The sequence below is a fragment of the Pseudomonas sp. S5F11 genome, assembly GCF_019641515.1.
Taxonomy (GTDB): Bacteria; Pseudomonadota; Gammaproteobacteria; order Pseudomonadales; family Pseudomonadaceae; genus Aquipseudomonas; species Aquipseudomonas rhodesiae.
In genome coordinates, this window is record NZ_JAIFJZ010000001.1 from 247123 (window position 1) to 260370 (window position 13248).

General features: G+C 59.0%; 11 protein-coding genes and 1 tRNA gene. 7 read left to right on the forward strand and 5 right to left on the reverse strand.

Annotated elements, in window-relative coordinates:
* Positions 1-111: 111 nt before the first annotated feature.
* Positions 112-1299: a sugar transporter gene (locus tag K1567_RS01120; RefSeq protein ID WP_169868682.1), complete on the forward strand. Its 1188-nt coding sequence runs from the start codon at positions 112-114 to the stop codon at positions 1297-1299.
* Positions 1300-1326: 27 nt separating this feature from the next.
* Here the strand turns inward: K1567_RS01120 and K1567_RS01125 are convergent, their stop codons facing one another.
* The gene (locus K1567_RS01125; RefSeq protein WP_143506393.1) at positions 1327-1941 is read right to left on the reverse strand and encodes a hypothetical protein; all 615 of its coding nucleotides are present in this window, start codon (positions 1939-1941) and stop codon (positions 1327-1329) included.
* A gap of 44 nt (positions 1942-1985) precedes the next feature.
* Entirely contained in the window at positions 1986-2396 is a 411-nt protein-coding gene (locus K1567_RS01130; RefSeq protein WP_080758750.1) for a hypothetical protein, read from the reverse strand.
* 229 nt (positions 2397-2625) lie between these two features.
* Here K1567_RS01130 and K1567_RS01135 point away from each other — a divergent pair, with 229 nt between their 5' ends.
* Entirely contained in the window at positions 2626-2970 is a 345-nt protein-coding gene (locus K1567_RS01135; RefSeq protein ID WP_034098564.1) for a hypothetical protein, read from the forward strand.
* Positions 2971-3025: 55 nt separating this feature from the next.
* The gene (gene glsB, locus K1567_RS01140) at positions 3026-3934 is read left to right on the forward strand and encodes a glutaminase B (RefSeq protein ID WP_034098563.1); all 909 of its coding nucleotides are present in this window, start codon (positions 3026-3028) and stop codon (positions 3932-3934) included.
* Positions 3935-3981: 47 nt separating this feature from the next.
* Here glsB and mddA read toward each other — a convergent pair whose 3' ends face one another.
* The gene (gene mddA, locus K1567_RS01145) at positions 3982-4749 is read right to left on the reverse strand and encodes a methanethiol S-methyltransferase (RefSeq protein WP_169868683.1); all 768 of its coding nucleotides are present in this window, start codon (positions 4747-4749) and stop codon (positions 3982-3984) included.
* A 293-nt stretch (positions 4750-5042) separates the two neighbouring features.
* Here mddA and K1567_RS01150 point away from each other — a divergent pair.
* Together K1567_RS01150 and K1567_RS01155 are read left to right on the forward strand one after the other, a co-directional pair.
* Positions 5043-5117, forward strand: a tRNA-Leu gene (locus K1567_RS01150).
* A gap of 52 nt (positions 5118-5169) precedes the next feature.
* A complete protein-coding gene (locus K1567_RS01155) occupies positions 5170-7443 on the forward strand; it encodes a hypothetical protein (protein WP_169868684.1) in 2274 nt (757 codons plus the stop codon).
* Positions 7444-7611: 168 nt separating this feature from the next.
* On the opposite strand, the gene K1567_RS01160 is transcribed toward K1567_RS01155, so the two are convergent.
* Together K1567_RS01160 and K1567_RS01165 are read right to left on the reverse strand one after the other, a co-directional pair.
* Positions 7612-8856 carry a saccharopine dehydrogenase family protein gene (locus K1567_RS01160; protein ID WP_034098551.1) on the reverse strand — a complete coding sequence of 415 codons (1245 nt, stop codon included), beginning with the start codon at positions 8854-8856 and terminating at the stop codon, positions 7612-7614.
* Between the two features lie 28 nt (positions 8857-8884).
* The gene (locus K1567_RS01165) at positions 8885-9982 is read right to left on the reverse strand and encodes a carboxynorspermidine decarboxylase (protein WP_034098549.1); all 1098 of its coding nucleotides are present in this window, start codon (positions 9980-9982) and stop codon (positions 8885-8887) included.
* A gap of 184 nt (positions 9983-10166) precedes the next feature.
* On the opposite strand from K1567_RS01165, the gene K1567_RS01170 reads away from it, so the two are divergent.
* Both K1567_RS01170 and metE read left to right on the forward strand, forming a co-directional pair.
* Positions 10167-10832, forward strand: coding sequence for a DUF2268 domain-containing putative Zn-dependent protease (locus tag K1567_RS01170; RefSeq protein ID WP_034114100.1), 666 nt, complete (start codon positions 10167-10169; stop codon positions 10830-10832).
* A gap of 117 nt (positions 10833-10949) precedes the next feature.
* Positions 10950-13238: a 5-methyltetrahydropteroyltriglutamate--homocysteine S-methyltransferase gene (metE, locus tag K1567_RS01175; protein ID WP_220698019.1), complete on the forward strand. Its 2289-nt coding sequence runs from the start codon at positions 10950-10952 to the stop codon at positions 13236-13238.
* The last annotated feature ends 10 nt before the right edge of the window (positions 13239-13248 follow it).

Below are 13248 nucleotides of genomic sequence, written 5' to 3' on the forward strand. Positions count from 1 at the left end.
TGCTGCGCTGCTCAAGAGCATCAACACCCGACCCAGAAACCTATAGAATGCTCGGCGGCGGCGCTTGTCCTGGGTGGCCGCTCGATCACCGTCAGAGTACCGCGCCCGTCAATGAGCCTTTCAACCGCAACTCCCCAGCCCAACTGGCAACCGGTCATCGCCCTGGCGTTGGCCGCTTTTGTATTCAACACCACTGAATTCGTACCCGTCGGGCTGCTCAGTGCGATTGGCGTCAGCTTCGACATGCCCATCGCCAACGTTGGTCTGATGCTCACGATTTATGCGTGGATCGTCTCGCTGACCTCGCTGCCGGTGATGCTGCTGACCCGCAACATTGAGCGGCGTAAGTTGCTGATCGTGCTGTTTGGGTTGTTTATCGCCAGCCATATCCTGTCCAGTGTCGCCACCAGCTTCGGCCTATTGATGGTCAGTCGTATCGGCATCGCCTTGTCTCATGCGCTGTTCTGGTCGATCACCGCGTCCCTGGCCGTGCGCCTGGCGCCGCAGGGCAAGCAAGTGCAAGCCCTGGGCCTGTTGGCCACCGGCACATCCCTGGCGATGGTGCTGGGCATTCCCCTGGGGCGCCTGCTCGGCGAAGCCATGGGCTGGCGCACCACGTTCCTGGTGATCGCTGCCTTTGCGGCGGGCCTGGTGTTCTGGTTGGCGCGCACCTTGCCGCTGTTGCCGAGCCAGAACTCCGGCTCCCTGCGCAGCCTGCCACTGCTGTTCAAGCGCCCGGCGCTGGTGGCGTTGTACGTGCTTACGGCAATGACCGTCACCGCGCAATTCACCGCCTACAGCTACATCGAACCGTTCGTCGAAGGGGTGGCGGGCCTGGGCGGCGGCGCCGTGACCCTGATCCTGTTGGTGTTCGGCGGCGCCGGCATCATCGGCTCGCTGTTGTTCAGCCTGGTACATCGCTTCAACCCGCACCTGTTCGTGGTCGGGACGGTGTTCCTGCTGGCGGCCTGCCTGGCGCTGTTGCTGCCGTTGAGTGGCGCCGAATCCTACCTGGTGGGCTTGAGCGTGTTCTGGGGCATGGCGATCATGGGCTTCGGCCTGGCCATGCAGTCCAAGGTGCTGGTGCTGGCACCCGACGCCACGGATGTGGCCATGGCGATGTTCTCCGGTATCTACAACATCGGCATCGGCGGCGGCGCCCTGATGGGCAGTTGGGTCGGCAGCCATTTCGGCTTCGCCTGGATCGGCGCTGCGGGCGGATTGCTGGCGGCGCTGGCGTTGGTGGGCTATTGCCTGGCGATTCGGCGGTTTGGGACGGGGGTGGTGCCGCGGGAGTAGCCAACCAATTGGCTACTCCGGGTTTTGTCAGCGAGGGACGTGGTTGCGTCCATACATCATCAGGAATCGGTCCAGTTCAGAAAAGCTGCGCTGAGGCATGGCTAGCAGGACCTGCGACATAAAGTCTTTGAGCACTTGAATGTCATTCCAGCTGGATGGCCGTTTCTTGCGTTTCTGGGACGGGCGCACTGTCTCGAACAGGGCGTTCATCGCGCGAAAGTTGTGCTGGTCGATAATGGGCAGGGGCGCGCTGTGATGTACAAGGTGCGTAATGTAGGCCGACGTGATGTAGGTCGTTTGTCGTTTGAACTGCGCCTGCCACCACTGGAAGGTTTGGTCTGGCGCTTGAGCGCAACCGGAACCGATGAACCGTGGCCAGAGCCCCTCTACCTCTGCAATCAGGTTGCGATGGCGTTGTGGGTAGTTCGGTTTGCCCCAATGGCCCCACTTCCACAGCAGCGAATCTGCAATCTGTGGGTTCTGGGCCGTTCGCGCTGAGTAAGAGGTCTTGAATGCTTGGTAATGGGCTGCCGGATACTTGAGGAAGTCGTACTCGTTCAGCACCGCGTCAAACACGGGAGCAATCCGAGCAGCGATCAGTGTGGCTTCTGAAGGTGTGGTTTTCGAAAACAATGGGGTCATGTCTTAAGTGCTTGCCTGGTCAATGATGTGTGCGGAATGTGCAATCAGCTGTGATTGCACGCCGGGTACCTTCCCCATGTGCATACATATTCCCAGAGCAGCTTGCGCTCCAAATGCTTGATGTAGGCGGTGGTGTAAGGCATGCCCATACTCACCGGGCAAGTAGACACCCAGATATGTTCGGCGGGCGTTGTTTCAAGCAGCGTCAGCCTGAAGGTGTTCCCTCCCGAGTGTCCGGCCCGTTCGCTGAAAGCCGATACATTGAATTGACGCAGCCGATCAGCCAGGCTCTGACCGGTGGTCTCACCGATATAGATAGTCGCATCGCAATTTCGGTGAGTATCTGGTTTGTGTTTGCTGCGCGCGATGAAATACACCCCGGGCAAGTGTTTACCAGGCAGTTCGCCACGGTCGGACCACGGGTGCCACTCTGAAAAACCTACTTCGCCTGACATATGTGTTCATCGTCCTTGTTGAGGTCAAGGGCGCTGATCCTATCTCAAAACATGGCTATGAGCCATCATTGTTGGCTGCGGTCGTTCTGCTGGCGATAGCCTTGGAACGCACCTATGTGGAAGGTTGCGCGAGGGTCAACCTGGCGCCTATCTAAGTTCATGGGACGGTGCAGCACCTGGGCATTTGAACTACTTTGATTGACGACCGATCCCTGCCCGGTGATGACTGATGCGTACGTTCTGGAAGCGATATGTGGCCCTGCTGGAAAACGACTTGAGTGCGCAGATTTTCGATAACGTGAAAAACCTGCTGGTGTGCGCGCTGCTGTTCGCCGCTGGCACCAATACGTTGCTCGGGCAGCAGCCGCTGTTTATCGGAGTGTTCGCCGCTAACGTAGCGGGGTGGGGGCTGATTGTGTTGTCGAGCATGCTGATGCTATTGAACGTCAGCGATGGCATCCGCCGCCTCGCTAAGTTGCGCTATCACCTGGCGCTGCAAGTGCTGTTGATCCTGGTGTATCTGGTCGTGGCCGAGCGAGTGGTAGAGATTGTGTGGGGCTTTCGCGCCCACTGAAGTATCCTGCGCGCCCCGTTTACCACTGATTCAATCCACGATGACAGGACAAGACATGCAGGCGCTGCTGGAGTCGATTCTCGACGAAGTGCGCCCTTTGATCGGCCTCGGCAAAGTCGCCGACTATATCCCCGCGCTGGCCGACGTGCCGGCCGACCAACTCGGTATCGCGGTGTACGGCAACGACGGCTCGGCTTACTGCGCCGGCGACGCCGATACGCTGTTCTCGGTGCAGAGTATTTCCAAGGTGTTCAGCCTGGTGCAGGCCATCGAACACGGCGGCGAGAGCATCTGGGAACGCCTCGGTCACGAGCCGTCGGGGCAGCCGTTCAACTCCCTGGTGCAGCTGGAATTCGAACGCGGCCGCCCGCGCAACCCATTCATCAATGCCGGCGCGTTGGTGATCTGCGACATCAACCAATCTCGCTTCGCCGTGCCAATCCTATCGATGCGCGATTTCGTGCGGCGCCTGTCCGGCAACCCGCAGATCCTGGTCAATAGCGTGGTCGCCGACTCCGAAGCCCAGCATGGCGCGCGCAACGCAGCCATGGCGTATCTGATGAAATCCTTCGGCAACTTCCACAACGACGTGGACGCGGTGCTCCACAGCTATTTCAACTATTGCGCGCTGCAAATGAGCTGCCTGGACCTGGCCAAGGCGTTCAGCTTCCTGGCCAACGAAGGCGTCAGCGCCCACAGCGGCGAACAGGTCCTTAGCGCGCGCCAGACCAAGCAAGTCAACTCGATCATGGCCACCAGCGGGCTGTATGACGAAGCGGGCAACTTTGCCTATCGCGTGGGCTTGCCGGGCAAGAGCGGTGTGGGCGGCGGAATCGTCGCGGTGGTGCCGGGTCAATTCACGGTGTGCGTGTGGTCGCCGGAGTTGAACGCGGCGGGGAATTCGCTGGCGGGGATCAAGGCGTTGGAGTTGTTGAGTGAGCGGATTGGGTGGTCGGTGTTTTGAGATGTTCCCACGCGCGTGGGAACGACCAGCCCGCTCGCCACAGAGGTTTATTCAGCGTCTTTTTTGCGTGATTTCGCCCACGGCAAAATCATGCCCACCTCCTGCTGGTACCGCCGATAACGCTCACCAAACAACGCCACCAGATCCTTTTCTTCAAAGCTGGCGCCAATGAAGATGTAAACCGTCATCCCCATCGCAAACAACAGGTGCCCAGCCGTCATATGCGGTGTTGCCCAAAAAGCGATCAGGAAACCCGTGTACAGCGGGTGACGCACGATTTTGTAAAACAGTGGCGTCCTGAATACTGGCGCCTTTGGTGTGGCTTTGCGCCAACGGTCAATAGCCTGCTTGAGTCCGAACAGCTCGAAGTGGTCGATTAAAAAGGTTGTCAGTAAAGCGATGCTCCAACCCAACCAGAACAGGCCAATTAACAGGGTCTTGGCCCACGTCGTTTCCACCTCCCAAACGGTGAGCGTCATCGGTTGCCACAGCCAGACCATCAGTACAAGCACCAGGCTGCTGAGCAATACATACGTGGAGCGTTCAAAGGACGTCGGAAAGACTGCCGCCAGCCACCGCTTGAAGCCTTTGCGTGCCATGACCGTATGCTGGACGCCGAACAGCAGAATCAGTGCGCAGTTGATCAGCATGGCGAGTGGCCAAGCGAGGAGGGGGCCATCGTTGATGTTTTTGGGCACCGCGACACTGCCGACGAAGCCGATCAAATATAAGCATGTGACTAGGAACGCCATGTAACAGCAGGCGCTGTACACCAGTGCGACGGCACGGGCGGTGCGGTTGTTGTCGAGATTCATGAGCGTGCCCTACCCACAGGATGAATGGGCAGCACACCTGCAGGTCAGCCACTCCATGGTTAAGCCTAGCGGGTTTTGCGTGCGCCGTAAGCTGGGAGAATTGACAGCTCTCAGCGTTACGGGCAGCAGGATTCAGCTGATTGTGGAGTGATTCGAAAAGTCACGGGGCCGAATAACGGGCAGATATCTCTGGCGGTTCCTACAAGAAAGAAGTACCTGGTCGTCAGCCATTATTTAATGATGACCTCGCACCTTCACATTCTTCAGCAATTGCCAGACAATGCGCCCGCTGTTCCGGAGTAGTTCAGCGGTAGAACACTCGGCTCAGGACCGGGTGGGCGCTGGTTCGAATCCAGCCTCCGGACCCATCACATTGCAAGGCAATCTGGACGCATGCCCAGAGCACACAGGGTAACTGGTATGGGCGCAGGTTATGCGGTTTTCCAACTGTCCAAAGCGCTGATTGCGCACGATAAAAATTGCGGTCCCCTTGCTCGTTTTAATGCCGGCAGACGTATTTCACAGTGGCAGCAGGTAATTACGCACATGCTGCAAGGCACCGCTGAGTACGGCTCGCGCGCTCCGATTGCCGGACTTCCCGCCTGGGTTACGCTGGAAGTCGTTACGGGGGGCTTTGCCACCGGCAATCTTTTGGCCGGTGGTGAATTGACTGACTATGAGCGGGAATTGGCCGCCTCTATTCCAGGTATTCGCCCGGGGTTCGAGCGGTTGGACATCAATGCCTGGCACCTGACGGATGATGGCCTTGATGCTCTACACCAGCGTCTGAGCACTTGTGACTATAGAGTTGATGTGCCGGAAGAGGCTGCGTTACTGACAGTGGCCTGGCTGTCAGGCCAACAGCGCAACGATGAAGCCAGGGCACTGATAGACCTGATTGTTCCCTTCTTCGATCGATTGCGTTTCTTTCCGTCAATCTCCGGGCAGCTCCCGGTTTCAGCCACACAGGTTCACATAGTTGATGCCGGTGAGGTCAAGGAATTGCTTTCGAACCTGCCGCCTCGCGCTCAGATCGTTGCTCAGAAACTGAGTATTGAAGCCCGTCTGCCCCTATATGATTCAGCCGTTGCGCATTTCCTCCTGACTTATCAGGCTGGCTGGCCGTGCCGCAGTTATCCGGCTCAGTGGCGCGAGCAGGCAGCCGAATTAGTTACGCGTTATAAAAGCCTTGGACTCAACAAATGCCCCCCCGATCGTGTGGAGGAGTTGTTTCTTCTGCTCGAGCAATGCGCCCGCGACGCTGAATCGCTCACAGGACGTCAGGTAGGTCGCATTAGGCGAATTGTCGATGACTTCGTGCGCAAGCATGGCGCGCCGGATTCGGCCTCTCACCTTGCGTTCCGTGCAAATCAGCTTCGCCAGGTTGCAGGGCCAGAGCATCACCTAATTGCGCGTGCCGTGGCAAAGCGTCTCTGCACGTATCCGGCGCAAAGTGGTATTTCGGATTTTGTCGATTTGGTCGCTCCGCTCACGGCTGACGAGGCCTTCGAGTGCGCGCCGGGCGGATGTGTAGCGATACCCGCGGCGATCCAGCGGCGAGTTAAACGCTGTCGCAGTGGGACAATCAACGAGTTGATCGAGCATGGACTCATCACTTCGGGTGACGCAGTCGCACGGGTGCTGCCCGCTATGACAGCTCAGCTCAGCAGCTCGGGGTTACGCGACGAAGCACTAAGGATGCTCTACGCCTCGACCTATCAGGCTTTCCGCCGGCGGCGTTCGTTATTGCTATTGAACCTTCAGCACCAGATCGGTTTCGGTGAGTTGCCATGGATTGCTGCAATTGAGGGTGATCGACAGTCAGGCGTTGGTGCCGCGAGTGCCGCCAGGCAAGCTCTCGTTGAATCATCGGCATTGACGATTCATTCCTTCCCTTATGCCATCCTTCCTAACAAGCTTCTCCAGGAGTTTGGAACACTGGCGAAAACTGCGGGACTCGATCTTCCCTTCGTGGAAGAGGTCGCTGCAGATATCTTCATGGGGCAGTTTTCACGTAAGTTCGCTGACAACGCCCGGCGAGCGGGAGGGGGAATAGCAGGTACCCTATACGCACGCTACTACGCGATTGATACCGATGAACTGGCCCGTCTGGTCACCACCGGGCGACGACATGCGCGAGTTTCAAACGATGCCTTCGCCGCCCTATGTGCGAAGCGCGCGGGGGCTAAATTGGGCACTTGGCACCCTGCAACTAATGGCACCATCCTTGAGCAGCAGCAGATTTTAACCACTCAAAACCTCGCACTGCTTTTTGATGAGCTTGGATTGAAAGTTTTACTGAAGCCTAGACTAGGAAGCATGGTCCAGACGTGTTTTGAGTGGATCTGCAAACGGCACCAAATGCAGACTGAGCTCTATCATGCTCGGTTGATAATGCTCAAGAATACGGCCTACGCCTGGCGTCAGATGGTGTTTTACCTTGCGATGCTTGACGAATATGGATGCCAAGATGCGTTGAGGTCTGTCGAGGCTTATTTCGCCACACAGCCTGTGGCTTTCCGAGAAAAATTTCTACCGTTGATGAGTGGTTTGCGTAAGGCCGTCGCAGGCGAAGTATTGCCTCAGCAGGGATCAACAGCCGATGGTGCGAGGGTGTTTCTGGGATGGAGCACTACACGTCACTGGCTACTGCCTTCGCAGCACGCTGACTCAAACTGGGCCGTTGAGCAGTAGGTCATCATTTGGTTGATGCTGACTTGTTTGAACTGCTCGCAAGCGTCTCATTCGGTCCGGAACCTGAAATAACAAAGGCCGCCCCTCCCACAGTTGGAGAGAGGTATCCGCCCAAACAAAGAATGCGCCCCTTCGGGCGCATTTTTTTGTTCGGTCCGCTATTGCCTATCAGGCCATTGCATCCCAGGCCCGATCACCGTGCTCGTCTTTGATCCGAGTCGGCAAGCCCATCACATCCAGTGCTTTCAGGAACGGTTCGGCCGGTAGTTCCTCGACGTTGGCCATGCGTTGCACGTCCCATTCGCCACGGGCTACCAGCAGCGCGGCGGCTACCGGTGGTACCCCGGCGGTGTAGGAGATGCCCTGGCTGTCGGTTTCGGCGAAGGCTTCTTCGTGGTCGGCGACGTTGTAGATGAAGACCTCACGCGGCTGGCCGTCCTTGGTGCCTTTGACCAGGTCGCCGATGCAGGTCTTGCCGGTGTAGCCAGGGGCGAGCGAAGACGGGTCGGGCAGCACGGCCTTGACCACCTTCAACGGCACTACTTCCAGGCCTTCGGCGGTGGTGACCGGTTTTTCGGAGAGCAGGCCGAGGTTGTTCAGCACGGTGAACACGTTGATGTAGTGCTCGCCGAAGCTCATCCAGAAACGCACGTTGGGCACGTCGAGGTTTTTCGACAGCGAGTGCACTTCATCGTGGCCGGTCAGGTACAGATTCTGCGAACCGACCACAGGCAGGTCGTCGGTGCGTTTGACTTCGAACATGGTGTTGCTGGTCCACTGGCTGTTCTGCCAGCTCCACACCTGTCCGGTGAATTCGCGGAAGTTGATTTCCGGGTCGAAATTGGTGGCGAAGTACTTGCCATGGGAGCCGGCATTGACGTCGAGGATGTCGATCGAATCAATGCGGTCGAAATGCTGTTGCTGCGCCAGCGCGGCATACGCGTTGACGACACCCGGGTCGAAGCCCACGCCGAGAATGGCGGTGATGTTCTTCTGTTGGCACTCTTGCAGGTGGTTCCATTCGTAGTTGCCGTACCACGGCGGTGTCTCGCAGACCTTGCCCGGCTCTTCGTGGATGGCGGTGTCGAGGTACGCTACGCCCGTGTCGATGCAGGCACGCAGGACCGACATGTTGAGGAACGCGGAACCGACGTTGATGACGATCTGCGATTCGGTCTCGCGGATCAGGGCCTTGGTCGCTTCCACGTCCAGGGCGTTCAGCGCGAAGGCTTGGATATCGGCGGGAACCTTGAGGCTACCCTTGGCCTTGACGCTGTCGATGATGGCCTGGCATTTGGAGATGTTGCGCGACGCGATAGCAATACGACCGAGTTCGTCGTTGTGCTGCGCGCACTTGTGGGCCACCACCTTGGCGACACCTCCTGCACCAATGATAAGAACGTTCTTTTTCAATTGCTTTATCTCTCCTTTATCCGCCAGCTTACGAAAGGCTGGACAGGTAGTCGTCGTAACCAAATTCACGAACCACCTCGACTGTACCGTCGAGTTGTTTCACTACGATGGACGGCATTTTCAGGCCGTTGAACCAGTTTTTCTTGACCATGGTGTAGCCCGCGGTGTCGATGAACGACAGCCGATCGCCGATGGCCAGCGGACGATCGAATTGATATTCGCCGAAGATATCCCCGGCCAGGCAGGATTTGCCGCACACCATGTAGGTGTGTTCGCCTTCGCTTGGCGCCAGCTTGGCGTTCAGACGGTAGATCAGCAGGTCCAGCAGGTGGGCTTCGATGGAGCTGTCCACGACGGCGAGGTGTTTGCCGTTGTAGAGGGTGTCGAGCACGGTGACTTCCAGGGACGCACTGTTGGTGATCGCCGCTTCACCCGGTTCCAGGTAGACCTGCACGCCGTACTTCTCGGAGAACGCCTTCAAGCGTGCGCAGAATGCGTCCAGCGCATAGCCTTCGCCGGTGAAGTGGATGCCGCCGCCGAGGCTGACCCACTTGACCTTGTGCAGCAGCGCGCCGAAGCGTTCTTCGATAGTGCCGAGCATCTTGTCGAACAGGCTGAAATCGCCGTTCTCACAGTTGTTGTGGAACATGAAGCCGCTGATCTGCTCGATCACGCCTTCGATCTTCACCGGGTCCCATTCGCCCAGGCGGCTGAACGGACGCGCCGGGTCGGCCAGCAGGTAGTCGGAGCTGCTCACCTGCGGGTTGACTCGCAGGCCGCGGGTCTTGCCTTCGGAACGTTCGGCAAAACGCTGCAACTGGCTGATGGAGTTGAAGATGATCTTGTCGCAGTTCTCCAGCATCTCTTCGATTTCATCGTCGGCCCAGGCCACGCTGTAGGCGTGCGCCTCACCTTCGAACTTCTGGCGGCCGAGCTTCAACTCATACAGCGACGACGACGTGGTGCCGTCCATGTATTGCTGCATCAGGTCGAACACCGACCAGGTCGCAAAGCACTTGAGCGCCAACAGCGCCTTGGCGCCGGACTGCTCGCGCACGTAGGCGATCTTCTGCATGTTGACCAGAAGCTTCTGTTTATCGATGAGGTAGTACGGCGTTTTGATCATTTTTCAGAGCCTGCGGCGGTGCCTGCCAAAAAAGGACACGCATTGTGCCCGCACTTGGAACAGATCGAAAGGTTAGTGGGCGGATTTTGCCGCCCCCGTTTAATCTGGCCTGCCAATATGACAGGCCGTCAGTATGATGGCCCCCTTCGATGATGGAACCGATGCAGGACGACGAGAGGTGAGAATGGATGCATGGACACTGCACTGGCTGGAGGCCTCGGGCCCCTTGGCCGAGTGTCGCCGCGAGGTGAGCGCGGCATTCGAAAGTGCTTACCGCGCGATTGCCGGCTGGATGCCGCCGCCGCGCCTCGACGTACTGATCCAGCGTCTGCCCGGCGAAACCCTTACCGAACTGGGTCTGGTCGGACGGGCCTACCGCAGCACGATGTTCTCCATGACCCTGGACCCCGACAACCCGCACTTTGCCGACAGCCTCCACAACGGCGCGCTGCAACGTCACATTGTGCACGAGGTGCATCACTGCCTGCGCATGGCCGGTCCCGGCTACGGCTGGACGTTGGGAGAAGCGCTGGTCAGCGAAGGGCTGGCGGGACAGTTCGTGGCGCATCTGTTGGGCAGCGCAGCGGAACCCTGGGAGCGGGCGTTCAGCCTTGAAGCGCTGCAAACCGCGCCTGTGCCCATGGGTGAACTTGAGGCGCGGTATTACGACCATAGCGCCTGGTTTTTCGGCACTGGCGACAAGCCTCGGTGGTTGGGGTATGCGTTGGGGTATCAGATGGTCGGGCGTTGGCTGGCCTCGGTTGGCGAGCCAGGCGTGGAGGCGTGGCTTAATGTTTCGGCGCAAGAGGTGATGGCGGTAGGGCTTAAGGAAGGCTTGCTGCGTTGCTAATGGCCAATATCTGATCATGAGCTATATTCGTGATCATCTAGAATAAAATGAGTTTGTTTCACGATCAGTGTCTGCCGACAATGCCTGCCATTACTTACGGCATTGGAGTTGCACGTCATGGCAGTCGCACATTCCCTCGGGTTTCCACGCATTGGACGCGATCGTGAATTGAAAAAAGCCCAGGAAGCATTCTGGAAGGGCGAACTCGACGAGGCCGGCCTGCTTGCCGTTGGCCGCGACCTGCGCAAGGCCCATTGGGATGTGCAGAAACAGGCGGGCATCGAGCTGTTGCCGGCCGGCGATTTTGCCTGGTACGACCAGGTGCTGACCCACTCGCTGATGTTCGGCGTGATCCCCGAGCGCTTTCGCCCAGCCGATGGCCAGGCCACGCTGCATACCCTGTTCGCCATGGCCCGGGGTGTCAGCGACAGTTGCTGCGGCGGTGCCCACGCCCAGGAAATGACCAAGTGGTTCGACACCAACTACCACTACCTGGTGCCTGAGTTCAGCGCCGACCAGCACTTCCACCTTGGCTGGGATCAGTTGTTCGATGAGGTCAAGGAAGCCCGCGAGCTGGGCCACAGCGTTAAGCCAGTGATCATTGGTCCGCTGACTTACCTGTGGCTGGGCAAAGCCAAGGGCGGCGAATTCGACAAGCTCGATTTACTTGACCGCCTGTTGCCGCTGTACGGCCAGATCTTCCAGCGCCTGGCCGAGTTGGGGGTGGAGTGGGTACAGATCGACGAACCGATCCTGGTGCTCGACCTACCGCAGGCGTGGAAAAACGCTTTCGAACGCGCTTACAACCAAATCCAGCGCGACCCGCTGAAAAAACTGCTCGCCACCTACTTCGGTGGCCTGGAAGAAAACCTCGGCCTGGCCGCCAACCTGCCGGTGGACGGCCTGCACATCGACCTGGTGCGTGCGCCGGAGCAATACCCGACCATCCTCGACCGTTTGCCGGCTTACAAAGTGTTGTCCCTTGGCGTGGTCAACGGCCGCAACGTCTGGCGCTGCGACTTGGAAAAAACCCTGGCAACGTTGCAGCACGCCCACGAACGCCTTGGCGATCGGTTATGGGTGGCGCCGTCGTGCTCGTTGCTGCACAGCCCGGTGGACCTTGGCCGTGAAGACCAACTTGATGCCGAGCTGAAAAGTTGGCTGGCATTTGCGGTACAGAAATGCGCCGAAGTGGCCGTGCTGGCCCAGGCAGTCGACCAACCCGACGCCGCCAACGTACGCGCCGCGCTCGCGGAAAGCCGCGCCGTGCAGGCCGCTCGCGCGGCGTCGCCACGTATCCATAAACCGGCGGTGCAGGCGCGCGTGGCGGCCATCACCGCCAGGGACAGCCAGCGCCAGTCGCCGTTTGCCCAGCGTATCGAGCAACAGCGCGCCGGCCTGAATCTACCGCTGTTTCCCACGACCACCATCGGTTCATTCCCGCAGACTGCGTCGATCCGCCTGGCGCGTCAGTCCTACAAGCAAGGCAAGTTGAGTGAGGCCGAATACGTCGAAGCCATGCACAGTGAGATTCGTCACGCCGTCGAGGTGCAGGAACACCTCGGGCTGGACGTGCTGGTACACGGCGAAGCCGAACGTAACGACATGGTTGAGTATTTTGCCGAGCAGCTGGATGGCTATGCGTTCACCCGTTTTGGCTGGGTGCAGAGCTATGGTTCGCGTTGCGTGAAACCGGCGGTGATTGTCGGCGATCTGAGCCGTCCGCACGCTATGACCGTCGAGTGGATCCGCTACGCCCAGGGCCTGACCCGCAAGGTAATGAAAGGCATGTTGACCGGCCCGGTGACCATGCTGATGTGGTCATTCCCGCGCGAAGACGTGAGCCGCGAAGCGCAGGCTCGGCAACTGGCCCTGGCGATTGGCGATGAAGTGCTGGACCTGGAAGCCGCGGGCATCCGCATCGTGCAGATTGACGAAGCGGCGTTCCGCGAAGGCTTGCCGTTGCGTCAGGCGCAGTGGCAGTCCTACCTGGACTGGGCCACCGAAGCGTTCCGCCTATGTGCTGCTGGCGTGCGCGATGAAACCCAGATCCACACGCACATGTGCTACAGCGAGTTCAACGACGTGATCGAGTCCATCGCGGCCATGGATGCCGATGTGATTACCATCGAAACCTCACGTTCGGACATGGAACTGCTGGAAGCCTTCGAAGCCTTCGATTATCCCAACGAGATTGGCCCGGGCGTGTATGACATCCACTCGCCCCGCGTGCCGGATGCTTCGGAGATGGCCAACCTGTTGCGCAAGGCGGCCCGGCGCATACCCGCCGAGCGGCTGTGGGTCAACCCCGATTGCGGCTTGAAAACGCGGGGTTGGGCGGAGACGGAGGCGGCGTTGATTCATATGGTCGCCGCCGCCCGCCAATTGCGTGCCGAGTTGGCTTGAATGGGGAGGG

Bases quoted from the DNA above. Each gene is read 5' to 3' on its own strand.
- glsB (WP_034098563.1), top strand. From the start codon at position 3,026: ATGCAGGCGCTGCTGGAGTCGATTCTCGACGAAGTGCGCCCTTTGATC.
- K1567_RS01125 (WP_143506393.1), bottom strand. From the start codon at position 1,941: ATGACCCCATTGTTTTCGAAAACCACACCTTCAGAAGCCACACTGATC.
- metE (WP_220698019.1), top strand. From the start codon at position 10,950: ATGGCAGTCGCACATTCCCTCGGGTTTCCACGCATTGGACGCGATCGT.
- mddA (WP_169868683.1), bottom strand. From the start codon at position 4,749: ATGAATCTCGACAACAACCGCACCGCCCGTGCCGTCGCACTGGTGTAC.
- K1567_RS01120 (WP_169868682.1), top strand. From the start codon at position 112: ATGAGCCTTTCAACCGCAACTCCCCAGCCCAACTGGCAACCGGTCATC.
- K1567_RS01130 (WP_080758750.1), bottom strand. From the start codon at position 2,396: ATGTCAGGCGAAGTAGGTTTTTCAGAGTGGCACCCGTGGTCCGACCGT.
- K1567_RS01135 (WP_034098564.1), top strand. From the start codon at position 2,626: ATGCGTACGTTCTGGAAGCGATATGTGGCCCTGCTGGAAAACGACTTG.
- K1567_RS01170 (WP_034114100.1), top strand. From the start codon at position 10,167: ATGGATGCATGGACACTGCACTGGCTGGAGGCCTCGGGCCCCTTGGCC.
- K1567_RS01155 (WP_169868684.1), top strand. From the start codon at position 5,170: ATGGGCGCAGGTTATGCGGTTTTCCAACTGTCCAAAGCGCTGATTGCG.
- K1567_RS01165 (WP_034098549.1), bottom strand. From the start codon at position 9,982: ATGATCAAAACGCCGTACTACCTCATCGATAAACAGAAGCTTCTGGTC.